This window comes from Kluyvera sp. CHPC 1.2972, assembly GCF_036759925.1.
Lineage (GTDB): Bacteria > Pseudomonadota > Gammaproteobacteria > Enterobacterales > Enterobacteriaceae > Kluyvera.
In genome coordinates this window covers 121,962-148,377 of sequence record NZ_JAPKIB010000007.1, presented here as the reverse complement: position 1 = coordinate 148,377, position 26,416 = coordinate 121,962, and the positions used below count along the sequence as shown (strand labels likewise).

Genomic DNA, 26,416 nt, shown 5'->3' with positions numbered 1-26,416 from the left:
GCTGCCATGCAAGAGCAATACCGCCCGGAAGAGATAGAATCGAAAGTCCAGCTTCACTGGGATGAGAAGCGCACATTTGAAGTTACTGAAGACGAGAGCAAAGAGAAGTATTACTGCCTGTCGATGCTTCCCTATCCTTCTGGTCGACTACACATGGGCCACGTCCGTAACTACACCATCGGCGACGTTATTGCTCGCTATCAGCGCATGCTGGGCAAAAACGTTCTGCAGCCTATCGGCTGGGATGCGTTCGGCCTGCCGGCTGAAGGGGCGGCGGTAAAAAATAACACCGCGCCTGCGCCATGGACCTACGACAACATCGCGTACATGAAAAACCAGCTCAAAATGCTGGGCTTTGGCTATGACTGGAGCCGCGAGCTGGCTACCTGCACCCCAGAATACTATCGCTGGGAGCAGAAGTTCTTCACCGAACTGTATAAAAAAGGCCTAGTGTACAAGAAGACCTCTGCGGTGAACTGGTGCCCGAATGACCAGACCGTACTGGCGAACGAACAGGTTATCGACGGCTGCTGCTGGCGCTGCGATACCAAAGTTGAGCGTAAAGAGATCCCACAGTGGTTTATCAAAATCACCGCTTACGCTGACGAACTGCTGCGCGATCTGGACAACCTGGATCACTGGCCTGACACCGTGAAAACGATGCAGCGCAACTGGATCGGCCGTTCCGAAGGGGTTGAAATCTCCTTTGACGTTAACGACTACGCCAACAAGCTGACCGTTTACACCACCCGTCCAGATACCTTTATGGGCTGCACCTACCTGGCCGTTGCTGCGGGTCACCCGCTGGCGCAGCAGGCTGCGGCGAACAACCCAGCCCTGGCAGCTTTCGTCGACGAATGCCGCAACACCAAAGTGGCTGAAGCCGATATGGCGACCATGGAGAAAAAAGGCGTCGACACCGGCTTTAAAGCCATTCACCCACTAACCGGTGAAGCTATCCCGGTATGGGCGGCAAACTTCGTCCTGATGGAGTACGGTACTGGCGCAGTGATGGCCGTTCCGGGCCACGATCAGCGCGACTATGAATTTGCCACTAAATACGGCCTGAACATCAAGCCGGTAATCCTTGCTGCAGATGGCAGTAAACCGGATCTCTCCGAGCAGGCGCTGACCGAAAAAGGCACCCTGTTTAACTCCGGCGAGTTCGACGGCCTGAGCTTTGAAGACGGCTTCAACGCGATTGCTGACAAACTGACGGCGATGGGCGTGGGCGAGCGTAAAGTGAACTACCGTCTGCGTGACTGGGGCGTCTCCCGCCAGCGCTACTGGGGTGCACCAATCCCAATGGTGACGCTGGAAGACGGCACCGTGCTGCCAACCCCAGAAGATCAGCTGCCGGTTATCCTGCCGGAAGATGTGGTCATGGACGGTATTACCAGCCCAATCAAAGCCGATCCAGAGTGGGCAAAAACCACCGTTAACGGTATGCCTGCGCTGCGTGAAACCGACACCTTTGATACCTTCATGGAATCTTCATGGTACTACGCGCGCTATACCTGCCCGCAGTATCAGGAAGGCATGCTGGACGCTAAAGCGGCGAACTACTGGCTGCCGGTTGATATCTACATTGGCGGTATCGAACACGCCATCATGCACCTGCTCTACTTCCGCTTCTTCCACAAATTGATGCGTGATGCGGGCCTGGTCAACTCTGACGAACCGGCTAAACAGCTGCTCTGTCAGGGCATGGTGCTGGCAGATGCCTTCTACTACGTGGGCGTCAACGGCGAGCGTAACTGGGTTTCCCCGGTTGACGCTATCGTTGAGCGCGACGAGAAAGGCCGTATCGTGAAAGCGAAGGACGCGGCAGGCCATGAGCTGGTGTATACCGGCATGAGCAAAATGTCCAAGTCCAAAAACAACGGCATCGACCCGCAGGTGATGGTTGAGCGCTACGGTGCGGATACCGTACGTCTGTTCATGATGTTTGCTTCTCCAGCGGATATGACCCTGGAATGGCAAGAATCCGGCGTTGAAGGGGCGAATCGCTTCCTGAAACGCGTCTGGAAACTGGTCTATGAACACACCGCTCAGGGCCCGGTTGCGGCGCTGAACGTCGATGCGTTAACGGAAGATCAGCAGGCGCTGCGCCGCGACGTTCATAAAACTATTGCTAAAGTTACCGATGATATCGGTCGTCGTCAGACCTTCAACACCGCTATCGCGGCGATTATGGAGCTGATGAACAAGCTGGCGAAAGCCCCGCAGGAAGGCGAGCAGGACAGAGCGCTGATTCAGGAAGCACTGCTGGCCGTCGTACGTATGCTTAACCCGTTCACCCCACACGTTAGCTTCACTCTGTGGCAGGAACTGGGCGGCGAAGGCGATATCGACAACGCACCGTGGCCGGTGGCTGACGAGAAAGCAATGGTGGAAAACACCACGCTGGTCGTCGTTCAGGTCAACGGTAAAGTTCGCGGTAAAATCACCGTTGCGGTTGATGCAACTGAAGAACAAGTGCGTGAACGTGCAGGCCAGGAACACCTGGTTGCGAAATACCTTGAGGGCGTAACCGTGCGTAAAGTGATTTACGTACCGGGCAAGCTGCTTAACCTGGTCGTTGGCTAAGCGCGGGAGGAAGCGTGCGATACCTGACAACATTGTTGTTATCTTTGGCGGTGCTGGTCACCGCCGGATGTGGCTGGCATCTGCGTAGTACCACGCAGGTACCAGACGAAATGAAAACATTGATCTTCCAGTCTAGCGATCCAAACGGCCCTCTGAGCCGCGCGGTCCGTGAACAGCTGAGAACGAATGGCATTACCGTGCTTGATCAAAGCACAATGCGTCAGGACGTGCCGTCACTGCGTCTGGGTTCAACCAGCCTCCAGAAGGATACGGCTTCCGTCTTCCAGAATGGTCAGACGGCTGAGTACCAGATGGTGATGACGGTTCACGCTACGGTGCTGATCCCAGGTCAGGATATTTTCCCTATCTCGACCAAAGTGTATCGTTCATTCTTCGACAACCCGCAAAAAGCGCTGGCGAAAGACAACGAGCAAAGCATCATCGTACAAGAGATGTACCAGAAAGCGGCCGAACAGTTGATTCGTAAGCTGCCAAGCGTACACATTGCCGATGTTAAAGAGAGTGAGGCAAATCAGGCGACTCAGCCTGCAGCAAGCTCTCGTGTTTCAACCACTCTGGGTAACTGATGATTCGGTTGTACCCAGAACAACTCCGCGCGCAGCTCTCTGAAGGGCTGCGCGCGGCGTATCTCCTGCTCGGTAATGACCCCCTCTTCCTCCAGGAAAGTCAGGACGCCATCCGGCATGCTGCCGTCAGCGAAGGCTTTATCGAGCACCATACCTTCACGCTTGACGCCAGCACCGACTGGAACGAGCTTTTTTCCCTCTGCCAGGCGATGAGCCTGTTCGCCAGCCGTCAGACGCTGCTGCTGTTGCTGCCTGAAAATGGCCCTAACGCGGCGATCAACGAACAGCTCGCCACGCTGGTAAACCTGCTGCATGACGATCTCCTGCTGATTATCCGCGGCAACAAGCTGACCAAAGCGCAGGAAAACGCCGCCTGGATGACCGCGCTGGCGACCCGCGCCGTGCAGATTAGCTGCCAGACGCCGGAACCCACGAATTTACCGCGCTGGCTGGCTAACCGCGCAAAACAGAACAACCTGCAGCTTGATGAACCCGCGAGCCAGCTGCTCTGCTACTGCTATGAAGGCAATCTGCTGGCGCTGTCGCAGGCGCTGGAGCGACTGTCGCTGCTGTGGCCGGACGGCAAACTGACGCTGCCTCGCGTAGAGCAGGCCGTCAACGATGCCGCGCACTTTACCCCCTTCCACTGGGTCGATGCCCTGTTAGCCGGTAAGAGCAAACGCGCGCTGCATATCCTGCAACAGCTGCGTCTGGAAGGTAGCGAGCCGGTTATCCTGCTGCGCACCGTACAGCGCGAACTGCTGCTGCTGGTGACCTTAAAACGTCAAAGCGCGCACACGCCGCTGCGTTCGTTGTTTGATAAGCATCGGGTCTGGCAAAACCGTCGTGGTATGGTGGGCGATGCGCTCAACCGCCTTAGCGCGCCACAGCTTCGTCAGGCGGTAACGCTATTAAGCCACGCGGAGCTCACGTTGAAGCAGGATTACGGTCAGTCGGTCTGGGCTGAACTGGAAAGTTTGTCGCTGCTGCTTTGTCATAAAGCACTGGCCGACGTTTTTATCGATGGATGATATGGCAAAACTACAGGCGCTTTTCGGCGGGACCTTTGATCCCATTCACTACGGTCACCTAAAACCGGTAGAGATTCTGGCTAACCAGATAGGCCTGTCTCGGGTCATTATTATGCCCAACAACGTACCGCCGCACCGTCCTCAGCCGGAAGCCACCAGCGAACAGCGCAAGTTTATGGTCGAGCTGGCCATTGCCGATAAGCCACTGTTTGTGCTCGACGAACGCGAGTTGCGCCGTGATACGCCCTCCTGGACGGCAGATACGCTGCAGGAATGGCGACAAGAACAGGGACCAGAGCAACCGCTCGCCTTTATCATCGGCCAGGACTCGCTGCTGACCTTCCCAAGCTGGGAGCGCTACGAGACGATTCTCGACAACGCTCACCTGCTGGTTACCCGCCGGCCAGGCTATCCGCTGACCATGAAGCAGGAAGAGCACCAGCAGTGGCTGGATCGCCATCTCACCAGCAATATCGAAGACCTGCACAATCAGCCAGCGGGGAAAATATACCTCGCGGAAACCCCGTGGTTTGATGTTTCCGCCACGCTGATTCGCCAACGCTTAGAGCGCGGTGAGTCCTGTGAAGAGATGATGCCGGAGGCCGTGCTCTCTTACATCATCAACCAGGGGCTGTATCACCACGGCGCTTAGCGTCATACACAAGGGGAGACGCGATGAAAATCTGGCTGGTACGTCACGGTGAAACCGAAGCCAACGTGGCAGGACTGTACAGCGGCCACGCGCCGACCCCGCTCACCGTTAAAGGTCAGCAGCAGGCCGAACGTCTCGGTGAGATGCTGCATCAGGTTCACTTCGACCGCGTGCTATGCAGCGAACTGGAACGCACCCAGCACACGGCGCGCCTGCTGCTCGACGAGCGAAATATCCCTATCACCCCTCACCCGTTGCTGAACGAGATGTTTTTCGGCGACTGGGAGATGCGCCATCACCGCGATCTTCAGGTTGAAGATAAAGACAACTATGCCGCCTGGTGTGCCGATTGGCAGCACGCCGCCCCCACCAATGGCGAAAGTTTCCCCGATTTCTCCCGCCGCGTTGCAGCGTTTGCCGCCGAGCTTGCCCGCTATGATGACCACAACCTGCTGATCGTCAGCCATCAAGGCGTGCTCAGCCTGCTGACCGCGCTGCTGCTCGGCATGCCGATGGCCGGAATGTGGCATTTCCGCATCGACCACGGCGCGTGGAGCGTCATTGATTATTCAGCGGAATTTGTCACCCTTCGGGTGCTCAATAGTCGCGCAATCTGGCTGCCGGAAGCGGAATAAAACGGATTTCTGCACCAGACCTCCGTCCACCCATTGACACGCGTTGCAAGGCTGTTATCCTCCGCAGCCAGAATCATCCCCCTCCAACACTTGTGGACAGAAATTGTTTTACAAAAATGGCGATGCAATCGGCGCTAAGGGATGGGATGATAGCCCGCCAGAACGCCCGTTCGGTGATTTTTTGTCCCGATAATATTTTCAATTCGGGTATACTGTCTGGCTGTTTAATACCGTTTATCTTCACACCCCAGGGGGAACACTTGCAGGGTAAAGCACTCCAGGATTTTGTTGTCGACAAAATTGATGATTTGAAAGGTCAGGACATCATCGCTATTGATGTTAAAGGTAAATCCAGCATCACTGATTGCATGGTTATCTGTACTGGCACCTCTAGCCGCCACGTAATGTCCATTGCCGACCATGTGGTCCAGGAATCCCGCGCCTCAGGTTTGCTGCCGATGGGCGTTGAAGGCGAAAATGTCGGCGACTGGATTGTTGTTGATTTAGGCGATGTCATTGTCCATGTCATGCAGGAAGACAGCCGTCGCCTGTATGAACTGGAAAAGCTCTGGGGTTAAGTTGTGAAGCTGCAGTTGGTCGCCGTCGGCACCAAAATGCCGGATTGGGTACAAACCGGATTTACCGAATACCTTCGTCGTTTTCCGAAAGATATGCCGTTCGAACTGGTGGAAATTCCTGCCGGCAAGCGCGGTAAAAACGCGGACATCAAACGTATTCTGGAAAAAGAGGGCGAGTTAATGCTCGCCGCCGCAGGAAAAAACCGTATCGTCACGCTGGATATTCCAGGCAAACCCTGGGATACGCCTCAGCTTGCGCGTGAACTGGAACGCTGGAAAGGTGACGGTCGTGACGTTAGCTTGCTTATCGGCGGCCCAGAAGGTCTTTCCCCGGCATGCAAAGCCGCAGCAGAACAAAGTTGGTCGCTCTCCACGCTGACGCTCCCGCACCCGCTCGTGCGCGTGCTGGTAGCCGAAAGCCTTTATCGGGCGTGGAGCATCACCACCAACCACCCTTACCACCGCGAGTAATGAGACCTAGGTAGATTAAGCAGCGAATGAAACTACAGAATTCTTTTCGCGACTATACGGCAGAGTCCGCGCTATTTGTGCGCCGGGCGGTGGTCGCTTTTTTGGGAATTTTGCTGCTTACCGGCGTGCTGATTGCCAACCTCTACAATTTGCAGATCGTTCGTTTTACCGACTACCAGACGCGCTCTAACGAAAACCGTATCAAGCTGGTGCCTATCGCGCCAAGCCGCGGCATTATTTACGATCGTAACGGTACGCCGCTGGCGCTTAACCGCACTATCTACCAGCTGGAAATCATGCCGGAAAAAGTCGACAGCGTGCAGGAGACCATTGATGGCCTGCGCAGCGTGGTCGACCTTTCCGATGACGACATTGCCGCCTTTAAAAAAGAGCGTGCACGTTCGCACCGCTTTACCTCTATCCCACTGAAAACCAACCTCACCGAAGTGCAGGTGGCGCGCTTTGCCGTCAATCAGTACCGTTTTCCGGGCGTTGAGGTTAAGGGCTATAAGCGCCGCTTCTATCCGTATGGTTCTGCCCTGACCCACGTCATCGGCTACGTCTCCAAAATTAACGATAAAGACGTCGACCGCCTCGATAAAGACGGCAAACTCGCCAACTATGCGGCGACCCACGATATCGGCAAACTCGGTATCGAACGTTATTACGAAGATATGCTGCACGGGCAGACCGGCTACGAAGAGGTTGAAGTCAACAACCGCGGCCGCGTTATCCGTCAGTTGAAAGAGGTGCCGCCGCAGGCTGGGCACGATATCTACCTGACGCTCGACCTCAAACTGCAGCAGTACATCGAAACGCTGTTGGCCGGTAGCCGTGCCGCCGTGGTGGTCACCGACCCGCGCAACGGCAGCATTCTGGCGCTGGTCTCGATGCCAAGCTACGACCCTAACCTGTTCGTTGATGGCATCTCCAGTAAAGACTACAGCGGCCTGTTAAACGATCCGAACACGCCGCTGGTTAACCGCGCCACCCAGGGGGTTTACCCTCCTGCCTCTACGGTGAAACCGTATGTGGCGGTCTCCGCCATGAGTGCAGGCGTAATTAACCGTAACACCAGCCTGTTTGACCCAGGGTGGTGGCAGCTTCCAGGCTCAGAAAAACGCTATCGTGACTGGAAAAAATGGGGCCACGGCCACCTGAACGTCACCAAAGCGCTGGAAGAGTCCGCGGATACCTTCTTCTACCAGGTCGCCTATGATATGGGTATTGACCGTCTATCAGAGTGGATGAGCAAGTTCGGCTACGGCGACTATACCGGCATCGACCTTGCGGAAGAGCGCTCCGGCAACATGCCAACCCGCGAATGGAAGCTTAAACGCTTTAAAAAGCCGTGGTATCAGGGTGATACCATTCCGGTGGGGATCGGCCAGGGTTACTGGACGGCGACCCCTATCCAGATGAGCAAAGCGCTGATGATCCTGATTAACGATGGCATTATCAAAACGCCTCACCTGCTGGCTAGCACCGTCGAAGAAGGCAAGAAAGTGCCGTGGATACAGCCGCAGGAACCGCCTATTGGCGACATCCATTCCGGCTACTGGGAAATTGCCAAAGACGGGATGTTCGGCGTTGCCAACCGTGGCAACGGTACCGCGCATAAGTATTTTGCCAGCGCACCGTATAAGATTGCAGCTAAATCAGGTACTGCGCAGGTCTTTGGCCTGAAGGCCAACGAAACGTATAACGCCCACCGTATTGCGGAGCGTCTGCGTGACCACAAATTAATGACCGCGTTTGCGCCGTATAACGACCCTCAGGTTGCGGTCGCGATTATTTTAGAAAACGGTGGTGCAGGCCCGGCGGTCGGTACCATCATGCGTCAAATTCTTGATCACATCATGCTGGGCGATAACAACACCGATTTACCGGCTGAAAACCCAGCGGCCGCCGCGGCGGAGGACCAATAAACATGACGGATAATCCGAACAAAAAGTCGTTCTGGGATAAGATCCACCTGGACCCAACGATGCTGCTCATTCTGCTGGCGCTGCTGACCTACAGTGCGCTGGTTATCTGGAGCGCTAGCGGCCAGGACATGGGCATGATGGAACGTAAAATCGGCCAGATTGCGATGGGCATCGTCATCATGATTGTGATGGCGCAGATCCCACCGCGTGTGTACGAAGGCTGGGCGCCGTGGCTTTATATCTTCTGTATTATACTGCTGGTCGCGGTAGACGCCTTCGGGGCGATATCCAAAGGGGCACAGCGCTGGCTGGATCTCGGTATCGTCCGTTTCCAGCCGTCTGAAATTGCCAAAATCGCGGTACCGCTGATGGTCGCGCGTTTTATCAACCGCGATGTTTGCCCACCGACGCTGAAAAACACCGGCATTGCGCTGGTGCTGATCTTCCTGCCGACCCTGCTGGTTGCCGCGCAGCCTGACCTTGGTACCTCAATCCTGATCGCCCTGTCCGGCCTGTTCGTGCTGTTCCTGGCGGGCTTAAGCTGGCGCCTGATTCTGGTCGCCGTCCTGCTGGTCGCCGCCTTTATCCCGATTCTGTGGTTCTTCCTGATGCACGACTATCAGCGGCAGCGCGTCATGATGTTAATGGATCCGGAATCAGACCCACTCGGCGCGGGCTACCACATTATTCAGTCTAAAATCGCCATTGGTTCCGGCGGCCTGCGCGGCAAAGGCTGGCTGCACGGCACGCAGTCGCAGCTCGAATTCCTGCCAGAGCGCCACACCGACTTTATCTTCGCGGTGCTTTCTGAAGAGCTGGGGCTTATCGGTATCCTTATCCTGCTGGCACTCTACGTCCTGCTGATTATGCGCGGGCTGTGGATTGCCGCCCAGGCGCAAACTTCCTTCGGCCGCGTCATGGCCGGTGGTTTAATGCTGATTTTATTCGTTTATGTCTTCGTAAATATTGGTATGGTAAGTGGCATCTTGCCGGTGGTTGGCGTGCCGCTACCGCTAGTCAGCTACGGGGGCTCCGCCCTGATCGTACTGATGGCCGGGTTCGGTATCGTGATGTCGATACATACACACAGAAAAATGTTGTCAAAAAGCGTCTAAGGGGTGCTCAATGCGTAAGCAATGGCTTGGGATCTGCATAGCGGCAGGGCTGCTGGCGGCTTGTTCGAGCGATGATGGTCAGCAACAAACCGTATCTGCACCACAACCTGCGGTATGTAACGGCCCGTCGGTAGAAATCAGCGGGGCAGATCCGCACTTTGAACCCCTGAATGCGACCGCAAATCAGGACTACGAGCGTGACGGCAAGAAATATAAAGTCGTTCAGGATCCGTCAAACTTTAGCCAGGCGGGTCTCGCTGCCATTTACGACGCCGAGCCGGGCAGCAACCTGACCGCCAGCGGCGAAGCGTTCGACCCGACGCAGCTGACGGCAGCGCACCCAACGTTGCCAATCCCAAGCTACGCTCGCATCACCAACCTGGCTAACGGCAGGATGATCGTCGTGCGCATTAACGATCGCGGCCCTTATGGCAACGATCGTGTCATTTCGCTCTCCCGTGCAGCAGCGGATCGCCTGAACACCTCCAATAACACCAAGGTCCGCATTGACCCGATTATCGTGGCACAGGACGGTTCACTTTCCGGTCCGGGCATGGCCTGTACCACCGTCGCTAAACAGACCTATGCGCTGCCTAGCCGCCCAGACCTGAGCGGCAGTATGGGCAGCGTCTCTTCCGCCCCGCAGGCGGCAGCACCGCAGGGTGATATCCGCGCTATCAGTAACGATACGCTGACCCCAGCCAACAGCGGTGATGGTGCTCCCGTTAAAAGCGGCGGCTTCCTTGGCGCGCCTACGCCCTTGAATAACGGCGTGCTCGAACAACCAGAACCGACGCCAGCCCCAGTGACAACCCCATCGGCAACAGCGCCAGTAACGGCACCCGCAGCGGCAGTAGCAGCACCGGCTGCTGCTGCAACCGCCGCGCCTGCCGCCACCGGCGATTTCGTCGTACAGGTTGGCGCCGTAAGCGATCAGGCGCGCGCTCAGCAGTATCAGCAGCGTTTAAGCCAGCAATTTTCCGTACCGGGTCGCGTTACGCAAAACGGCGCGGTATGGCGTATTCAGCTAGGCCCGTTCAGCAGTAAAAACGAAGCCAGTACCATACAGCAACGTTTGCAGAGCGAAGCTCAGCTGCAATCGTTTATTACTCGCGCCAACTAGAACGCTCAGAGGTATCCGAATCTTCGTATATGTAAAAGTCATTAACAAAGTCATATGCGATGTCGGATGCCTGTCTGTAGGGCATTTGCTATAGTAAGGCACTTTTTTAACTCCATCACGGATGTCGTTGTTTTGACCATGAAGACCTCTTTTTTCGCTCGCTTACTCATTCCGGCGCTCTCCGTCGCAGCACTCTCTTCCGCTGCCCACGCCGATGACCTGAACATCAAAACCATGATTCCAGGCGTTCCGCAGATTGACGCGGAGTCCTACATTCTTATTGATTACAACTCCGGTAAAGTTCTGGCTGAGCAGAATGCTGACAGCCGTCGCGACCCGGCGAGTCTGACCAAAATGATGACCAGCTACGTCATCGGCCAGGCGATGAAAGCAGGTAAATTTAAAGAGTCCGATCTGGTCACCATCGGCAACGATGCCTGGGCCACCGGCAACCCGGTATTCAAAGGCTCTTCCCTGATGTTCCTGAAACCAGGCATGCAGGTTCCGGTATCCCAGCTTATCCGCGGGATTAACCTGCAGTCCGGTAACGATGCCTGTGTCGCAATGGCTGACTACGTCGCCGGTAGCCAGGACGCTTTCGTTGGGCTGATGAACAGCTACGTGACCGCTCTGGGCCTGCAGAACACTCACTTCCAGACCGTTCACGGCCTGGACGCAGAGGGTCAGTACAGCTCCGCACGTGATATGGCGATGATCGGCCAGGCGCTGATCCGCGACGTGCCGAACGAATACACCATCTACAAAGAAAAAGAGTTCACCTTTAACGGTATCCGCCAACTGAACCGTAACGGCCTGCTGTGGGACAACAGCCTGAATGTCGACGGCATCAAAACCGGTCACACCGATAAAGCAGGCTACAACCTGGTCGCTTCCGCAACCGAGGGTCAAATGCGCCTGGTGTCTGCCGTCATGGGCGGTCGTACCTACAAAGGTCGTGAAACCGAAAGTAAAAAACTGCTGACCTGGGGCTTCCGTTTCTTCGAAACCGTGAACCCAATTAAAGCCGGTAAAGAGTTTGCCTCTGAGCCAGCCTGGTTTGGTGACACTGACCGTGCCTCCCTGGGCGTGGATAAAGACGTATACCTGACCATCCCACGCGGCCGTATGAAAGATCTGAAGGCGAGCTACGTGCTGACCACCAGTGAACTGCACGCGCCGCTGCAGAAAAACCAGGTTGTCGGTACCATCAATTTCCAGCTGGATGGCAAAACCATCGATCAGCGTCCTCTGGTGGTGCTGCAGGAAATTCCTGAAGGCAACTTCTTCGGTAAGATCATTGATTACATTAAATTAATGTTCCACCACTGGTTTGGTTAAAAATCACCCACTTGAAAGTGTGATTTCCATCCCCATATACTATGCATAGTAAAAACAACTCCCGCACATTTGCGGGAGTTGTTCTTTTTCAACACTGGAGCTGACATGAAAACCAAACTGAACGAACTGCTTGAATTCCCTACACCATTTACTTACAAAGTAATGGGTCTGGCGAAACCTGAGCTGGTTGACCTGGTGGTTGAAGTGGTACAGCGCCATGCGCCAGGTGACTACTCTCCGCAGATAAAACCGAGCAGCAAAGGCAATTACCACTCGGTGTCCATTACCATCAATGCAACCCACATTGAGCAGGTAGAAACGCTGTACGAAGAGCTGGGCAATATCGAAATCGTCCGTATGGTGCTGTAATCGCATCACCGTTACCCGGCACTGCCGGGTAACGCCTCTCCCCTCCTCCCTGTGATATACTCTGCGTCCATCATTTCCCCTCTCTGCGGAGACGCTGTTTTGGACTTAAATACCCTCCTGATCCGTCAACTTGGCCTGCAACCTTACGAACCGGTTTCCCAGGCAATGCATGATTTCACCGATAGCCGCGATGAGTCCACGCTGGATGAAATCTGGCTGGTAGAGCATCAGCCCGTCTTCACCCAGGGCCAGGCAGGTAAAGCCGAACATGTGCTGGTGCCAGGCGATATTCCGGTCATTCAAAGCGACCGCGGTGGCCAGGTGACCTATCACGGGCCCGGTCAGCAGGTGATGTACGTCCTGTTAAACCTCAAGCGCCGCAAGCTTGGCGTACGCGAGCTGGTCACACTGCTAGAGCAGACGGTGGTCAATACGCTGGCGGAGGTGGGTATTGAAGCGCACCCTCGTGCTGATGCGCCCGGGGTTTACGTGGGGGAGAAAAAAATCTGTTCGCTGGGGCTACGTATCCGTAAAGGCTGTTCGTTCCACGGCCTGGCGCTGAATATCGCGATGGATCTGTCACCTTTCCTGAGAATTAACCCTTGCGGGTATGCGGGAATGGAAATGGCCCAGGTATCGCAATGGGTGAATGACGCAACGCCGGAAAATATCTCGCCTCGATTGGTCTCCCACTTTTTAGCCTTGCTAAATAATCCGCCACATGAATACATTCACGCTTAATATATGATACATCCTGACCCAATAATCTGTTGGGTCATTCACTATCTTTTCATTTCCCCCTTTACAATAACGGCAAGTTTCTCTATTTTTTCTGATTAATTTCGCCTTAAAGTGCATCGCAACACTCACTTTTTCGCAATGACACGCATAAAAACATAGAGACCAACAATGTATTAGCAACGTTAATGCATTGAGTACTAACGTAAAAATCACGTTTTTATCTTGCGATTCTGTGTTTCTCAGAATAATAATAAAATTATTATTATCAACTATCATTCATGGAGTGAATGAATACGGAGTAAGCAGTGTGGATTATAACGATAAGCCTGAAAATAAAATCAACCTCAACGTTGAAAATGAGACACCACAAATCTTCCGCACGCTGCGTAATATTGACCTCAATTTATTGACCATATTTGAAGCGGTTTATGTGCATAAAGGTATCGTCAACGCCGCAAAAATACTGAATCTCACCCCTTCAGCGATAAGCCAATCGATTCAGAAACTTAGACTACTCTTCCCCGACCCTCTCTTTATTCGTAAAGGCCAGGGCGTCACCCCAACGGCATACGCTACCCATCTTCATGAATATATCAGCCAGGGTCTGGAATCGATTCTCGGCGCGCTGGATTTGAACGGTAGTTATGACAAGCAGCGGGTGATCACTATCGGCACCGCCGCCTCGGTGGGCGCTATCGTGATGCCGGTTATCTATCAGATTGTGAAGAAGACCTATCCCCAGGTGCTGCTGAGAAACGTCGCCGTGACCGATGCCAACGCGCAGCTCAGTCAGTTTCAGACCGATTTAATTATTGATAACCACGAGCACAACAACCCGCGCACGCTGGGCCGCCATGCGCTGTTCAGTGACAAGCTGGTATTGGTATGCCGCAACGATCACCCGGCCCTGGAGGAGTCCCCCTCTCTGGACACGCTGATGCAGTACGAACACACGCTGCTGACGATGGACGGCGCGGGACAAAACGACCAGTACCGGCGGATACGCGATATGCTTCCCGATCGTCAGGTCAGCGTGAGCAGTTACAATTTGTTCACCATCGCGTCACTGATCGCCTCAAGCAACCTGATTGGCATTATGCCGCTGCGCTTTTACCATATATTCAAACAGTGCTGGCCGCTGCAAACGCTGGACTTTGCGCCACTCCAGCAGGAACGCGTCGACTTTTCATTGCATTACAATAAGCTCAGCCTGCGTGACCCGGTAATGCAAAACATTATCAACGTCATCCATCAGGCGTTTTAAACCTCGTACTCCCCATCTTTGCTAGCCGGCAAAAAAGCATTATTCAACAACTATTTTACAATTTGCCGGCACAGTAGGCTGCTTTGTACCCCATTTAAATGGTATACTGCCTGCCATAAATTCAAAAATAGTTGATAAATACAACATTCCCTTGAATTGAAACGCTTTCCCTCGATACTCGGAACTGGAACACGTACGCTATGAGTAAACCCATTGTGATGGAACGCGGTGTTAAGTACCGCGATGCCGATAAAATGGCCCTTATCCCGGTTAAAAACGTGGCAACAGAGCGCGAAGCGCTGCTGCGAAAACCGGAATGGATGAAAATTAAACTTCCGGCAGACTCCTCCCGTATCCAGGGTATCAAAGCAGCCATGCGTAAAAATGGCCTGCACTCCGTCTGTGAAGAAGCCTCCTGTCCAAACCTGGCAGAGTGCTTTAACCACGGCACCGCGACCTTTATGATCCTGGGCGCGATTTGTACCCGTCGCTGCCCGTTCTGCGACGTTGCCCACGGTCGCCCGGTAGCCCCAGATGCTAACGAACCGCAAAAGCTGGCCCAGACCATTGCGGACATGGGGCTGCGTTATGTGGTTATTACCTCAGTGGACCGTGATGATCTGCGTGACGGCGGCGCTCAGCACTTTGCTGACTGCATCTCCGCGATTCGCGAAAAGAACCCAACCATTAAGATTGAAACGCTGGTACCAGACTTCCGTGGCCGTATGGATCGCGCGTTAGAGATCCTGACTGCAACCCCACCAGACGTCTTCAACCACAACCTGGAAAACGTACCGCGTATTTACCGTCACGTGCGCCCGGGCGCTGACTATAACTGGTCGCTGAAGTTGCTGGAACGCTTTAAAGAAGCGCACCCGGAAATTCCAACCAAATCTGGTTTGATGGTGGGTCTGGGCGAAACCAACGCCGAGATCGTTGAAGTGATGCGCGACCTGCGTCGCCATGGCGTCACCATGCTGACGCTCGGCCAGTACCTGCAGCCAAGCCGCCACCACTTGCCGGTACAGCGTTACGTCAGCCCGGATGAATTCGAAGAGATGAAAGCCGAAGCGCTGGCGATGGGCTTCACCCACGCAGCATGTGGCCCATTCGTGCGTTCGTCCTATCACGCCGACCTTCAGGCCAAAGGCCTTGAAGTGAAATAAGGTCTCTGATTCCTACGCTAAAAAGCCGCTCTCTATTGATAGCGGCTTTTTTTATGGTGAAATGTGAAATATATTGTTGCAATAAGACAATATTTGAAATGTTATTTTCATGAAAAAGGGCTACAACGTACTTACGCTGTAGCCCCTTCCGCAGGTGGCTAAACCTGCGCATGGCGCGCTACATCAGCACACCATGTGAAACGCTGCCCTGCTTACTCTTTATGAGAGAGTTTTTCGGCCGGGGTTTCATCTGCGCTTTTCTGCGCCGTGGTTTCATCATCATTCATGGCTTTCTTGAAGCCCTTGATGGCTGAACCCAGATCCCCACCCAGAGTCCGTAATTTTTTGGTACCAAACACCAGAACAATCAGTGCTGCCACTACCAGCAGTTTGGTAATACTAATCTCACCCATAGATACCTTCTTCTCAAAAACAGGCTGCAGAATGCGCCACATCACTGTCATTTATTAACGGTCATCCGGCGCGTGCACACAATAGCAATCTGTAACAAGGTGAATCAAGCGTTGTTTAAAAAAACGTCACGTTAATTGCGGTAGCGCAAAGCGTCGATTCGCCAGTACCGGAAGCTGCTGGCGAACGTTCAAAAGATGCTCACGCTGAATCTCAGAAACGATCAGCTGCGGCTCTGTCGTCGCACCTGCCAGCGTTATACCAAGCGGATCGATAATTCGGCTTTGACCAATATTTCGCGTACCGCACTCCCCGCTCGCCACCATGTAGCAGGTGGTATCCAGCGCGCGGGCCGCAAGCAGCGTCGCCCAATGATGCTCTTTCAGCGGCCCACGCACCCAGGCTGCCGGCAGCGCCAGGATCTCAGCCCCCTGGAGCGCCAGCGTCATCGCCAGTTCAGGGAAGCGCAGATCGTAGCAGGTCATCAGGCCAACCCTAAAACCTTCAACCTCAATCAGCGGTGGCAACGCCTCACCGGCATCCACCCGCTTTGACTCCTGAATAGAGAAGGCGTCATAGAGGTGGAGCTTGTGATAGTGAGCAATAACTTCGCCACCACGTAGCACCACCAGCGTGTTTCGCGCACGGCCTTCCCCTGACGGCGTGTGGATAGTCAGCACGGTGGTCAATGCATCACTACGGCTTTGCGCCAGCAGTACCTGCATAAAGCCACCGTCCAGCGTCTGAGCCGATCTGACGGACATATCCGGGTCGCTATCGCTGCGGGCCAGTAGCGCTTCCGGCAGCACCAGCAAAGACGCTCCGGCTTCGGCCGCCGAGCGCATCTGCGCTACGCAACGTTGCGCATTGATCTGCCACTCTGGCGTAACGACAAACTGCCCTGCAGCTACCCTCATCTATACACCCCAGGTTTTACCAATATATCAATATGATGAATACTGATGAGTATATAGCCAGATTCACCCGTTCAGCGCTACACTGGCAGCATTAATTGAAAATGGCAGGAAACTCGCATGATGCAACTGTTGTTGGCCGTTTTTATCGGCGGAGGTACCGGCAGCGTCGCTCGCTGGCTGCTGAGCCTAAGATTTAATCCTATGCACCATGCCATTCCGCTGGGCACGCTGACGGCTAACCTGGTCGGAGCGTTTATTATCGGCGCGGGGTTGGCCTGGTTTAACCGTCTGCCGCAGATTGATCCGGTCTGGAAACTGCTTATCACCACCGGTTTTTGCGGCGGGCTGACAACCTTCTCCACCTTCTCGGCCGAAGTCGTCTTTCTGCTACAGGAAGGGAAATTGAGCTGGGCACTGCTGAACGTTGCGGTGAACCTGCTGGGTTCATTCGCCATGACCGCTGCGGCATTCTGGCTGTTTAGCGCCAGTCGCTAGAAAAAAGGATAAAAAAAACCCGCATTTAAGCGGGTTTTGAATTCTGAACTGCTATTTTTCGCTTAGAGAGCGATGACGTTAGCAGCAGAAGGGCCTTTGGCACCGTTAGTGATTTCGAACTCTACGCGCTGACCTTCAGCCAGAGTTTTAAAACCATTGGTCTGGATTGCAGAGAAGTGTACGAATACGTCTTTGCTGCCATCTTCCGGAGTAATGAAACCGAATCCTTTGGACTCATTAAACCACTTAACGTTACCTTTAATCTTAGACATCAAAATTACCTTTATATGAAAAAACGACACTAATCTGTGTCAGTTAACAGTACAACAATTGTCGTCGGTTTTGTCCAGCCTAACTTCGTTAAAAAGTGATAAATGTCTCTAACTTTTATTTGCGGGTTGACTTTATCGCCCGCTGTGCTGCGGGCCGGTTTCAGAAGTCGAAACGGAGCCAGGCGAAGTAGACGTTACCGTTGTTATAGGTGCCTGGAATGTAGGTCATCTGGAACGTCGCCGGGCCGTAACCGATAGAGGCCATCGGCAGCGCTACCGGCAGCGGGATGTAGTTCCAGTTATCGCGCGCAGTCACCCCAATCGTGTAACCCAACCCAACATGGAATTTATCGTCCGCCAGCGGTCGCCAGGTCGCTTCCCAGCCGTAGCCGCCAATCGGTTCCCACTTGTTAAAGGAGTCTTTAAACGCCATCAAATAGATGCCGTGCCAGTTACCTTTATCATCCCAACGTGAAACGCCAAAACCGGCCCCCCAGGGACGTTCATTGTATTTGTCCGTTTTTTCTTTATCGTAGGCAAAACGCGCGTGCCACGTAATCACCGGCACATACAGATCGTAATTCTGCGGTTCATCCCAGGTTTGTACGATGTTATTGCTCAGCGTGTTATAGCCATCCTTGATCGTCTCGGTAAAAGACGCATGTGCAGGCAGAGCGGTACCAGACAGCCCTACCATCACAACCAGCAGTGCGAAAAATCTATTTAGTTTTAACACGATAGTCTTGCCAAAAAATGATTAATTAAGAATATTCTATCAAGCGTATGCTTAATGATATCGTAACCGCAGCAGCGGCTTTGCCTTTTTCTTCATCTGAATTACAAATTAGAATATTCCTAATCAAACCGTCAAGCTAACCTAACAGCCTAAGCTAAATTATAATGCATGATTACCGCCAACGATACGCATTATCGTCTATGACCAGAAAACCATAAATTAAAAGTGCCTTCTGGTTATATTTAAAAAAATGCTTCCCATATTATTTTCGTAATATGAGAATAAATGCTTAATCATTAAATAAAGATTTATTCTGCACATATTTTATGCGGTTTTATCTTTCCCTATTTTATTTCGTACATCCGCCCGCTAAAAGGTAACATCAACACCGCACCTCCCCACCACGACTAGAGCTGCCAGCCTTTCACCTTCTCGCTCAGCAAAGCAGCATTTCATTTCCTCTGGCTGTATAGTATTCCACCAGCGCGCTATACTCATTGGGGTGACAATGTTCAGCTTTGTGAGTACACCGAGTAAATGACAACTTCGCCATCTTTAATTAATCTTTTTATTGATTTTCATCAGCTAAATTTGTCGTTTTTTTCGGCACATTTCATCCCTTACTTTTGATGCAGCACTGCGTCAATTTTTACAACTGGGCGATAGGTGTTAATAATGTTAACGTTCTTTGAACTCCTGATTGGTGTTGTGGTTATTGTGGGCGTAGCCCGCTACATCATCAAAGGTTATTCCGCGACGGGAGTCCTCTTCGTCGGTGGCTTACTGCTACTGATTGCCAGCGCATTGATGGGCCACCAGATTTTACCTGGCAGCGCAACCAGCACGGGTTACTCTGCCACCGATATTGTTGAATACATCAAGATCTTATTAATGAGCCGCGGCGGCGACCTCGGCATGATGATTATGATGCTCTGTGGTTTTGCCGCTTATATGACGCATATCGGCGCGAATGATATGGTCGTTAAGCTGACCTCTAAACCGCTGAAGTTTATCAACTCACCTTATTTACTGATGATTGCGGCCTATTTCGTGGCCTGTCTGATGTCACTGGCCGTCTCTTCGGCAACCGGCCTTGGCGTACTGCTGATGGGTACCCTGTTCCCGGTGATGGTGAACGTCGGCATCAGCCGCGGCGCGGCGGCGGCTATCTGCGCCTCCCCAGCGGCCATTATTCTCTCCCCAACGTCCGGTGACGTCGTGCTGGCAGCGAAAGCCGCAGAAATGCCGCTGATTGATTTCGCCTTTAAAACCACGCTGCCTATTTCCATCATAGCCATTGTTGCCATGGCGATTGCCCACTTCTTCTGGCAGCGCTACCTGGATAAAAAAGAGCATATCTCTCACGAAATGCTGGATGTGAATGAAATCACCACCAGCGCACCTCGCTTCTACGCCATTCTGCCGTTCACCCCTATTTTCGGCGTACTGATTTTTGACGGCAAATGGGGTCCGGAACTGCATATCATCGCCATTCTGGTTATCTGTATGCTGCTGGCGGCGGTGCTGGAATTCTTCCGCGGCTTCAATACCCAAAACGTCTTTGCTGGCCTGGAAGTGGCCTATCGCGGGATGGCCGATGCCTTTGCCGGCGTAGTGATGCTGCTGGTTGCCGCGGGCGTCTTTGCCCAGGGCCTGAGCACCATCGGCTTTATTAACAGCCTGATTTCCATTGCCACTTCGTTCGGCTCGGCCAGCATTATTCTGATGCTGGTGCTGGTCATCCTGACCATGCTGGCAGCGATGACCACGGGTTCCGGTAACGCACCGTTCTACGCCTTCGTGGAGATGATCCCGAAACTGGCGCACTCCTCCGGCATCAACCCGGCATACCTGTCGATTCCGATGCTGCAGGCGTCCAACCTTGGTCGTACCATCTCCCCGGTTTCCGGCGTAGTGGTGGCGGTTGCCGGTATGGCAAAAATCTCCCCGTTTGAAGTGGTTAAACGCACCTCGGTACCGGTCATTATTGGTCTTATCGTGGTGATTATCGCCACCGAGGTCCTGGTACCCGGCGTCGCCGGATAATCATTTATCGGATAAATAAAATAAGGCGCCTGAAGGCGCCTTATTTTATTATGTAATAACGTCACTAAATGATTAAAAACGTGGAGTCAGGAAAATGTTAAGGAAGAATATTGTGTCAGGATGCGCGTTGCTGCTCTGCGCTGGCAGCCTTCAAGCAGCTCCACTGGCACCCACACAATATGGCGATTTCGACCGTTACGTCCTGGCACTCTCCTGGCAAAACGGGTTTTGCCAGAGCCAGCATGACAGAAACCGCAAAGAGCCGCTGGAATGTCTGCGGACAACTGAGGCCGCCAATAAGGCCGATTATCTGACGGTACACGGCCTATGGCCCGGCCTACCGGGCTCCATTGCCTCACGCGGCGTGGACAACAACCGCTGGATGCGTTTCGGCTGCGCTTCGCGGCCGATCCCTAATATGCCGGAAGCGAAAGCCAGCCGGAAATGCGCCGCCGATGAGACGGGGTTATCGCTGGAGATGGCCAATAAGCTCAACCAGGTGATGCCGGGCAGCGGGGGGAGAACCTGTCTTGAACGCTACGAGTACGCCAAGCACGGCGTCTGCTTTGGTTTCGACCCGGACGCCTATTTCGGTACCATGGTACGTATGAATAGTGAAGTGAAGCAGAGCGCAATAGGTCAGTTCCTTGCCGCTAACTACGGCAAAACCGTTACCCGCGCGAGCTTTGATGATGCGGTTGCCCGCGCCTTTGGCAAAGAGAACGTGAAAGCAGTCAAGCTGACCTGCGACGGTAACCCGGCCTATCTGACCGAAATGCAGATTACCATTAAATCCGCCAGCATCAACAACCCACTCAGCGCAGATTCACTGCTTCCGCAGCCACACCCCGGCAACTGCGGCAAACAGTTCATCCTGGATAAAAACGGCTACTAACGGTTTGATTACGCCCCCGGTTTTCGGGGGCGATTCACACTACTGCTCGATAAACGACAACAGATCGTCGTTGATCTGATGCTTATGCGTGGTACAGATCCCATGCGATCCGCCGCGATACACCTTCAGCTCCGCGTCAGGCAAAATTTCCGCCGCCACTTTCCCGCAGGTCTCAAACGGCACAATCTGATCGTCATCGCCGTGAATGACCAGCGTTGGGATCGTCATTCTGCGCAGGTCCTCGCGCAGGTCTGTCTCTGAAAATGCCTTGATGCAGTCATACAGCGCCTTAATCGAACCCTGTAATCCTTGTTCGACAAAACCTTCACGCACCGCTTTTGATTCCTTCGCCCCTGGACGGTTATAGCCGTAAAACGCCGCCGTCAGCTCATAGAAAAACGCGCCTCGATCGTTAATCACTCCGTCACGAATACCGTCGAAGACCTCCAGCGGCACGCCGTTCGGGTTAAAGTCCGTTTTCACCATTATGGGCGTCACCGCACCAATCAGCACCGCTTTGGCCACTCGCTGCGTGCCGTGACGGCCAATATAGCGTGCCACCTCACCGCCGCCGGTTGAGTGCCCAACGTGCACCGCATCCTTCAGATTCAGATGGGCGGTCAACTCCGCCAGATCATCTGCATATTGGTCCATATTGTGCCCGTCCCAGGGCTGCGCCGAGCGTCCATGGCCTCGTCTATCGTGGGCGATAACCCGATACCCCTTCGACCCCAGATACAGCATCTGATCCTCAAACGCATCAGACGTCAGCGGCCAGCCGTGGCTAAATACAATAGGCTGTCCGCTCCCCCAATCTTTAAACCAGAGATAGCTACCATCTTTCAGGGTCAGTTTATCGAAACCACTCATACGATCTCCTGTACTGGAAGGACGCTGCCAGATGCAGCCTAAAAAGAATAATCCAGATTTATAGGTTGCGATGTATTTCGCACAAAATTCACACAACACCGATCGTTGCCATTCTCGAATGTGCGCTGTATCACTTCAAACCTGACCTCAGGATCAGTATGATGGGATGAGATGAACCCTTGCCGCTGGCGGTGAGGGTTTTCTTTTGGATAATCGATAGACATGGAGTAAATAATGACCAGACCTGCCATCATTATTAATGAGTTCGATGCCGAGCGTATCGACCGCCTGCTTGAGCAACCTGCTTACGCAAATTCCCCGGTGGCGAACGCGCTAAACGACGAACTGGATCGTGCCCAGATGTGTGCCCCAGAGGACATGCCGCACGATGTAGTGAGTATGAATAGCCAGGTCAGATTCCGCGATCTCACCACCGGCGAAGAACGCGTCCGCACGCTGGTCTTCCCGGCCCAGATGACCGACAGCAGCAGCCAGCTTTCCGTGATGGCGCCGGTTGGCGCGGCACTGCTTGGTCTGCGCGCAGGCAGCGCCATTCACTGGGAACTGCCGGGCGGTACTTCTACCCATCTCGAAGTGCTCGAGCTGCTTTACCAGCCGGAAGCGGCAGGCGAATTTCATCGCTAATCTCCCGCGCTAACCTATTAAGAGGATGTTCTGCATCCTCTTTCTGTTTTGTCCCTTCGGCTACTTCCTGCCTCACGAAACTTTACAACTCCCTTCGCCTCGATAAACTATTTTGCGAACTAAATGACATATTTAGAACCTATTATGTGTTCTGATAGTTCCACAAAGACAAGGAGGAGCCATATGTACAAAACAATCATTATGCCAGTTGATGTTTTTGAGATGGAATTGAGTGACAAAGCCGTTCGTCACGCGGAATTTTTAGCCCAGCAGGATGGCATTATCCATCTGCTTCACGTGCTGCCCGCGTCGGCCAGCTACACCATGAGCCGCTTTGCCGCCGACCTGCGCCGCTTTGAAGAGCATCTGCAGCAGGAAGCCGAAAGCCGTCTGACCACCATGGTGAGTCATTTCAGCATCGACCCTTCGCGTATTAAGCTTCACGTTCGCCTCGGCAGCGTCCGCGATGCCGTGAACGAACTGGCGGAAGAGCTGAACGCTGATATGGTGGTGATCGGTTCACGTAACCCGTCTATCAGCACGCACCTGCTTGGCTCCAACGCTTCCAGCGTTATCCGCCACGCGCATATCCCAGTATTAGTCGTCAGATAATGTAGCCCGGCCAGGCGAAGCGCCGCCGGGAAATAGCAGCCACAAAAAAAGGCCACCTTTCGGTGGCCTTTGACATTGCAGGCATTGTCTTCTTTTTATGCAGTTTTGGTACGAATCAGGTAGTCAAATGAACTCAGTGACGCCTTCGCACCTTCGCCAGCGGCGATGATAATCTGTTTGTACGGCACGGTGGTGCAGTCGCCCGCGGCGAATACGCCCTTCACGTTGGTCTCGCATTTCGCATCAATGATGATTTCACCCATGCGGTTACGCTCAATCGCGCCTTCCAGCCAGTTGGTATTTGGCAGCAGGCCAATCTGGACAAAAATCCCCGCCAGTTCCACGTGATGCTCGTCGCCGCTGACGCGGTCACGATACTGCAGGCCGGTGACTTTACTGCCGTCACCTTTCACTTCTGTCGTTTGTGCGTTGAGAATAATGTCGACGTTTTTCAGGCTGCGCACTTTATCCTGCAGCACCTGGTCGGCCTTCATTTCTGGCGCAAACTCAAGCAGGGTCACGTGTTCAACCACGCCAGCCAGATCGATGGCCGCTTCAACGCCGGAGTTACCGCCGCCGATGACCGCCACGCGTTTACCTTTAAACAGCGGGCCGTCGCAGTGTGGGCAGTAGGTAACACCCTTAGTACGATACTGATCTTCACCCGGTACGTTCATGTTACGCCATTTGGCACCGGTCGCGATGATAACGCTGCGCGCTTTCAGCACCGCGCCAGAAGCGGTTTCAATCTGATGCAGGCCGCCTTCAACCGAGGCAGGAATCAGCTTAGACGCGCTCTGGGAGTCAATCACATCTACGTCATAGTCGCTCACGTGCGCCTTCAGCGCGCCTGCCAGTTTCTGGCCTTCGGTTTTTGGCACGGAGATGTAGTTTTCGATATCGACGGTGTCCAGCACCTGGCCGCCAAAACGTTCACCCATCAGGCCGGTACGAATACCTTTGCGCGCAGAGTAAACCGCCGCTGCTGCACCGGACGGGCCGGAACCGACGATCAGCACATCGTAAGCATCACGTTTATTCAGCTCTTCCGCCGCACGTTTTTCCGCGCCGGTATCCACTTTCGCCACGATTTCAGTCAGCGTCATACGACCCTGACCAAACTCCTGACCGTTCATATAGACCGCCGGAACGCCCATCACATTACGATCGGTAATTTCATTCTGGAACGTACCGCCGTCAATGGCCGTATGCTTGATGCGCGGGTTCAGTACCGACATCAGGTTCAGCGCCTGCACCACATCCGGGCAGTTGTGGCAAGAGAGCGAGTAGTAGGTTTCAAATTCAAAGTCGCCGTCGATATCGCGGATCTGCTCCAGCAGAGACTGCGCTTCTTTCGATGGGTGACCACCGGTCCACAGCAGCGCCAGCACCAGCGAGGTAAACTCGTGGCCAAGCGGAGAGCCTGCAAAGCGTGGGCCCTGGTCGGAACCTGGGTTAGTAATCAGGAACGATGGCTTACGTACCGCGAGCGTGTTGTCTTCTTTAAAGGTCACTTTATCTGACAGTTCAGCGATTTCAGCCAACAGTTCCTTGATCTCTGCCGATTTAGCGCTGTCATCCAGCGTGGCAATCAGCTCAACAGGTTTGGTCAGCTTCTCAAGGTAGGCCTTGAGCTGGGTTTTCATGTTGGTGTCGAGCATTTTTATCTCCTGGGCTTAAAACATCATCATGCAAGCAGCCACATACGAGCTGCCTGTAAGCAACTTGCATCATGATGCTGGGATTAAACAGGCGCAGAAGCGCGCCTGTTGGATGCCGGATGGCACTGCGTTTATCCGGCCTACATGCGGTAGGCCAGTGCAGCGCCGCCGGCAGAAGACGACTTAGATTTTGCCGACCAGGTCCAAAGATGGAGCCAGAGTGGCTTCGCCTTCTTTCCATTTAGCCGGGCACACTTCGCCTGGGTGAGAAGCAACATACTGAGCTGCCTTGATTTTACGCAGCAGGTCAGAAGCATCACGGCCGATACCTTCGGCGGTAACTTCGATTGCCTGGATGATACCCTGTGGGTCAACAACGAAGGTTGCACGGTCTGCCAGACCTTCATCTTCACGCATGTTGTCGAAGTTACGGGTCAGGGCGCCAGTCGGGTCGCCGATCATCGCGTATTTGATTTTCGCGATGGTGTCAGAGCTGCTGTGCCATGCTTTGTGGGTGAAGTGGGTGTCGGTAGAAACAGAGTACACGTCCACGCCCAGTTTCTGCAGCTCTTCGTAATGGTCAGCTACGTCGCCCAGTTCGGTCGGGCATACGAAGGTGAAGTCAGCCGGGTAGAAGAAGAAGACGCTCCAGCGACCTTCGGTATCTTTCTCGGTAACTTCTACGAATTCACCGTTTTTGAACGCCTGGTTTTTGAAAGGTTTGATTTTGGTATTAATTAAAGACATCGAGTACTTCCTCCGTGTTTTCGTTGAGGTCTAAGTTAACGACTTTTTCCTGATTCGACCAATGCGTTTACATTATCAAATCAATAAGCGTTATCTAACAACCGGAACAAGACAGCTTTGTGAACCTATGACGAGGACGGGCACAAATCGCTCATCCCCAGACGTAAAAAGGCCGCATCAGCGGCCCCGTTACCTGAATCCCCAGCAGGTGAATTCAGCGCCAGCCAGGCTGGCTTATTGTTGCGCTCTACATCACCTTAACAAAGGTGGTAACAGCACCTGGATTACATCACCCTGCGCCGCGAAGGGCAATCGACCTGGCGTCGGTCTTATCTATGGCTGTGATAGCCTACGCCGTTCGTTGTTCATTACCCACTGATTTTACAGATTTTTTCTATTGCAGAATATTATTTACCCAAACGAACAGTATGTTCATCCTATTCCTATTAGGTCTTTCGAATCTGAATTCAGAATCATCAACAACAAGGAATTGATTGGCATAATTCAAGGTGCGACAGGCGG

Annotated in this window: 27 protein-coding genes; 20 read left to right on the top strand and 7 right to left on the bottom strand. The window is 53.5% G+C overall.

Annotated elements, in window-relative coordinates; genetic code table 11:
• The first annotated feature begins 6 nt into the window (after positions 1-6).
• From leuS to lipA, 15 genes are all read left to right on the top strand, one after another.
• Positions 7-2,589: a leucine--tRNA ligase gene (gene leuS / locus V6944_RS13475; protein ID WP_333499331.1), complete on the top strand. Its 2,583-nt coding sequence runs from the start codon at positions 7-9 to the stop codon at positions 2,587-2,589.
• Between the two features lie 14 nt (positions 2,590-2,603).
• Entirely contained in the window at positions 2,604-3,176 is a 573-nt protein-coding gene (gene lptE / locus V6944_RS13470; protein ID WP_333499330.1) for an LPS assembly lipoprotein LptE, read from the top strand.
• The gene (holA, locus tag V6944_RS13465) at positions 3,176-4,207 is read left to right on the top strand and encodes a DNA polymerase III subunit delta (protein WP_333499329.1); all 1,032 of its coding nucleotides are present in this window, start codon (positions 3,176-3,178) and stop codon (positions 4,205-4,207) included. The genes lptE and holA overlap by 1 nt, the downstream gene beginning before the upstream one ends.
• Positions 4,200-4,859: a nicotinate-nucleotide adenylyltransferase gene (nadD, locus tag V6944_RS13460; protein WP_333499328.1), complete on the top strand. Its 660-nt coding sequence runs from the start codon at positions 4,200-4,202 to the stop codon at positions 4,857-4,859. The genes holA and nadD overlap by 8 nt, the downstream gene beginning before the upstream one ends.
• A 23-nt stretch (positions 4,860-4,882) precedes the next feature.
• The gene (locus V6944_RS13455) at positions 4,883-5,494 is read left to right on the top strand and encodes an adenosylcobalamin/alpha-ribazole phosphatase (RefSeq protein ID WP_333499327.1); all 612 of its coding nucleotides are present in this window, start codon (positions 4,883-4,885) and stop codon (positions 5,492-5,494) included.
• A gap of 260 nt (positions 5,495-5,754) precedes the next feature.
• Positions 5,755-6,072, top strand: coding sequence for a ribosome silencing factor (rsfS, locus tag V6944_RS13450; RefSeq protein ID WP_333499326.1), 318 nt, complete (start codon positions 5,755-5,757; stop codon positions 6,070-6,072).
• A gap of 3 nt (positions 6,073-6,075) precedes the next feature.
• Positions 6,076-6,543, top strand: coding sequence for a 23S rRNA (pseudouridine(1915)-N(3))-methyltransferase RlmH (gene rlmH, locus V6944_RS13445; RefSeq protein ID WP_333499325.1), 468 nt, complete (start codon positions 6,076-6,078; stop codon positions 6,541-6,543).
• 26 nt (positions 6,544-6,569) lie between these two features.
• Positions 6,570-8,471 (top strand): peptidoglycan DD-transpeptidase MrdA, encoded by a 1,902-nt coding sequence (gene mrdA / locus V6944_RS13440; RefSeq protein WP_185669831.1) that lies wholly within the window; start codon positions 6,570-6,572, stop codon positions 8,469-8,471.
• A gap of 2 nt (positions 8,472-8,473) precedes the next feature.
• Positions 8,474-9,586, top strand: a complete 1,113-nt coding sequence (gene mrdB / locus V6944_RS13435; RefSeq protein WP_333499324.1) for a peptidoglycan glycosyltransferase MrdB — start codon at positions 8,474-8,476, stop codon at positions 9,584-9,586.
• Between the two features lie 10 nt (positions 9,587-9,596).
• A complete protein-coding gene (gene rlpA, locus V6944_RS13430) occupies positions 9,597-10,709 on the top strand; it encodes an endolytic peptidoglycan transglycosylase RlpA (RefSeq protein WP_333499323.1) in 1,113 nt (370 codons plus the stop codon).
• A gap of 138 nt (positions 10,710-10,847) precedes the next feature.
• Positions 10,848-12,047: a D-alanyl-D-alanine carboxypeptidase DacA gene (gene dacA, locus V6944_RS13425; protein ID WP_333499322.1), complete on the top strand. Its 1,200-nt coding sequence runs from the start codon at positions 10,848-10,850 to the stop codon at positions 12,045-12,047.
• 105 nt (positions 12,048-12,152) lie between these two features.
• Positions 12,153-12,416, top strand: a complete 264-nt coding sequence (ybeD, locus tag V6944_RS13420) for a DUF493 family protein YbeD (protein ID WP_035894333.1) — start codon at positions 12,153-12,155, stop codon at positions 12,414-12,416.
• A gap of 99 nt (positions 12,417-12,515) precedes the next feature.
• Complete coding sequence (gene lipB, locus V6944_RS13415) at positions 12,516-13,157, top strand: lipoyl(octanoyl) transferase LipB (protein WP_333499321.1); 642 nt, start codon at positions 12,516-12,518, stop codon at positions 13,155-13,157.
• Positions 13,158-13,464: 307 nt separating this feature from the next.
• Positions 13,465-14,421 carry a YbeF family transcriptional regulator gene (locus V6944_RS13410; RefSeq protein WP_333499320.1) on the top strand — a complete coding sequence of 319 codons (957 nt, stop codon included), beginning with the start codon at positions 13,465-13,467 and terminating at the stop codon, positions 14,419-14,421.
• A 200-nt stretch (positions 14,422-14,621) separates the two neighbouring features.
• On the top strand, positions 14,622-15,587 hold the full coding sequence (lipA, locus tag V6944_RS13405) for a lipoyl synthase (protein ID WP_185669836.1): 966 nt from the start codon (positions 14,622-14,624) through the stop codon (positions 15,585-15,587).
• A gap of 212 nt (positions 15,588-15,799) precedes the next feature.
• Here the strand turns inward: lipA and tatE are convergent, their stop codons facing one another.
• Together tatE and V6944_RS13395 are read right to left on the bottom strand one after the other, a co-directional pair.
• Positions 15,800-16,000 (bottom strand): twin-arginine translocase subunit TatE, encoded by a 201-nt coding sequence (gene tatE, locus V6944_RS13400; protein WP_035894336.1) that lies wholly within the window; start codon positions 15,998-16,000, stop codon positions 15,800-15,802.
• A gap of 126 nt (positions 16,001-16,126) precedes the next feature.
• Complete coding sequence (locus V6944_RS13395) at positions 16,127-16,915, bottom strand: deaminated glutathione amidase (protein WP_333499319.1); 789 nt, start codon at positions 16,913-16,915, stop codon at positions 16,127-16,129.
• Between the two features lie 117 nt (positions 16,916-17,032).
• Here V6944_RS13395 and crcB point away from each other — a divergent pair, with 117 nt between their 5' ends.
• Positions 17,033-17,410, top strand: a complete 378-nt coding sequence (gene crcB, locus V6944_RS13390; protein WP_185669838.1) for a fluoride efflux transporter CrcB — start codon at positions 17,033-17,035, stop codon at positions 17,408-17,410.
• Positions 17,411-17,472: 62 nt separating this feature from the next.
• Here the strand turns inward: crcB and cspE are convergent, their stop codons facing one another.
• Together cspE and pagP are read right to left on the bottom strand one after the other, a co-directional pair.
• Positions 17,473-17,682, bottom strand: coding sequence for a transcription antiterminator/RNA stability regulator CspE (gene cspE, locus V6944_RS13385; RefSeq protein ID WP_000034825.1), 210 nt, complete (start codon positions 17,680-17,682; stop codon positions 17,473-17,475).
• Between the two features lie 160 nt (positions 17,683-17,842).
• Positions 17,843-18,418 carry a lipid IV(A) palmitoyltransferase PagP gene (gene pagP, locus V6944_RS13380; RefSeq protein WP_442910742.1) on the bottom strand — a complete coding sequence of 192 codons (576 nt, stop codon included), beginning with the start codon at positions 18,416-18,418 and terminating at the stop codon, positions 17,843-17,845.
• Positions 18,419-19,093: 675 nt separating this feature from the next.
• On the opposite strand from pagP, the gene dcuC reads away from it, so the two are divergent.
• Both dcuC and rna read left to right on the top strand, forming a co-directional pair.
• Entirely contained in the window at positions 19,094-20,464 is a 1,371-nt protein-coding gene (gene dcuC / locus V6944_RS13375) for an anaerobic C4-dicarboxylate transporter DcuC (RefSeq protein WP_333499318.1), read from the top strand.
• Positions 20,465-20,558: 94 nt separating this feature from the next.
• Positions 20,559-21,359: a ribonuclease I gene (rna, locus tag V6944_RS13370; protein WP_333499317.1), complete on the top strand. Its 801-nt coding sequence runs from the start codon at positions 20,559-20,561 to the stop codon at positions 21,357-21,359.
• 39 nt (positions 21,360-21,398) lie between these two features.
• On the opposite strand, the gene V6944_RS13365 is transcribed toward rna, so the two are convergent.
• Complete coding sequence (locus tag V6944_RS13365) at positions 21,399-22,229, bottom strand: alpha/beta fold hydrolase (protein WP_333495053.1); 831 nt, start codon at positions 22,227-22,229, stop codon at positions 21,399-21,401.
• Positions 22,230-22,463: 234 nt separating this feature from the next.
• Here V6944_RS13365 and rnk point away from each other — a divergent pair, with 234 nt between their 5' ends.
• Together rnk and uspG are read left to right on the top strand one after the other, a co-directional pair.
• Positions 22,464-22,874, top strand: coding sequence for a nucleoside diphosphate kinase regulator (gene rnk / locus V6944_RS13360; RefSeq protein ID WP_185669842.1), 411 nt, complete (start codon positions 22,464-22,466; stop codon positions 22,872-22,874).
• Positions 22,875-23,057: 183 nt separating this feature from the next.
• Positions 23,058-23,486 (top strand): universal stress protein UspG, encoded by a 429-nt coding sequence (uspG, locus tag V6944_RS13355; RefSeq protein WP_185669843.1) that lies wholly within the window; start codon positions 23,058-23,060, stop codon positions 23,484-23,486.
• Between the two features lie 95 nt (positions 23,487-23,581).
• Here uspG and ahpF read toward each other — a convergent pair whose 3' ends face one another.
• Together ahpF and ahpC are read right to left on the bottom strand one after the other, a co-directional pair.
• Positions 23,582-25,147, bottom strand: coding sequence for an alkyl hydroperoxide reductase subunit F (gene ahpF, locus V6944_RS13350; RefSeq protein WP_333499316.1), 1,566 nt, complete (start codon positions 25,145-25,147; stop codon positions 23,582-23,584).
• A gap of 183 nt (positions 25,148-25,330) precedes the next feature.
• Positions 25,331-25,894: an alkyl hydroperoxide reductase subunit C gene (gene ahpC, locus V6944_RS13345; protein ID WP_035895873.1), complete on the bottom strand. Its 564-nt coding sequence runs from the start codon at positions 25,892-25,894 to the stop codon at positions 25,331-25,333.
• Positions 25,895-26,416 lie beyond the last annotated feature (522 nt).

What these genes read in the sequence shown, in the direction of transcription:
- uspG (WP_185669843.1), top strand. Translation starts at nt 23,058, where the DNA reads ATGTACAAAACAATCATTATGCCAGTTGATGTTTTTGAGATGGAATTG.
- rlpA (WP_333499323.1), top strand. Translation starts at nt 9,597, where the DNA reads ATGCGTAAGCAATGGCTTGGGATCTGCATAGCGGCAGGGCTGCTGGCG.
- V6944_RS13365 (WP_333495053.1), bottom strand. Translation starts at nt 22,229, where the DNA reads ATGAGTGGTTTCGATAAACTGACCCTGAAAGATGGTAGCTATCTCTGG.
- V6944_RS13455 (WP_333499327.1), top strand. Translation starts at nt 4,883, where the DNA reads ATGAAAATCTGGCTGGTACGTCACGGTGAAACCGAAGCCAACGTGGCA.
- nadD (WP_333499328.1), top strand. Translation starts at nt 4,200, where the DNA reads ATGGATGATATGGCAAAACTACAGGCGCTTTTCGGCGGGACCTTTGAT.
- rna (WP_333499317.1), top strand. Translation starts at nt 20,559, where the DNA reads ATGTTAAGGAAGAATATTGTGTCAGGATGCGCGTTGCTGCTCTGCGCT.
- rnk (WP_185669842.1), top strand. Translation starts at nt 22,464, where the DNA reads ATGACCAGACCTGCCATCATTATTAATGAGTTCGATGCCGAGCGTATC.
- V6944_RS13395 (WP_333499319.1), bottom strand. Translation starts at nt 16,915, where the DNA reads ATGAGGGTAGCTGCAGGGCAGTTTGTCGTTACGCCAGAGTGGCAGATC.
- ahpF (WP_333499316.1), bottom strand. Translation starts at nt 25,147, where the DNA reads ATGCTCGACACCAACATGAAAACCCAGCTCAAGGCCTACCTTGAGAAG.
- tatE (WP_035894336.1), bottom strand. Translation starts at nt 16,000, where the DNA reads ATGGGTGAGATTAGTATTACCAAACTGCTGGTAGTGGCAGCACTGATT.
- holA (WP_333499329.1), top strand. Translation starts at nt 3,176, where the DNA reads ATGATTCGGTTGTACCCAGAACAACTCCGCGCGCAGCTCTCTGAAGGG.
- dacA (WP_333499322.1), top strand. Translation starts at nt 10,848, where the DNA reads ATGAAGACCTCTTTTTTCGCTCGCTTACTCATTCCGGCGCTCTCCGTC.
- ybeD (WP_035894333.1), top strand. Translation starts at nt 12,153, where the DNA reads ATGAAAACCAAACTGAACGAACTGCTTGAATTCCCTACACCATTTACT.
- mrdA (WP_185669831.1), top strand. Translation starts at nt 6,570, where the DNA reads ATGAAACTACAGAATTCTTTTCGCGACTATACGGCAGAGTCCGCGCTA.
- dcuC (WP_333499318.1), top strand. Translation starts at nt 19,094, where the DNA reads ATGTTAACGTTCTTTGAACTCCTGATTGGTGTTGTGGTTATTGTGGGC.
- lipA (WP_185669836.1), top strand. Translation starts at nt 14,622, where the DNA reads ATGAGTAAACCCATTGTGATGGAACGCGGTGTTAAGTACCGCGATGCC.
- leuS (WP_333499331.1), top strand. Translation starts at nt 7, where the DNA reads ATGCAAGAGCAATACCGCCCGGAAGAGATAGAATCGAAAGTCCAGCTT.
- ahpC (WP_035895873.1), bottom strand. Translation starts at nt 25,894, where the DNA reads ATGTCTTTAATTAATACCAAAATCAAACCTTTCAAAAACCAGGCGTTC.
- cspE (WP_000034825.1), bottom strand. Translation starts at nt 17,682, where the DNA reads ATGTCTAAGATTAAAGGTAACGTTAAGTGGTTTAATGAGTCCAAAGGA.
- crcB (WP_185669838.1), top strand. Translation starts at nt 17,033, where the DNA reads ATGATGCAACTGTTGTTGGCCGTTTTTATCGGCGGAGGTACCGGCAGC.
- mrdB (WP_333499324.1), top strand. Translation starts at nt 8,474, where the DNA reads ATGACGGATAATCCGAACAAAAAGTCGTTCTGGGATAAGATCCACCTG.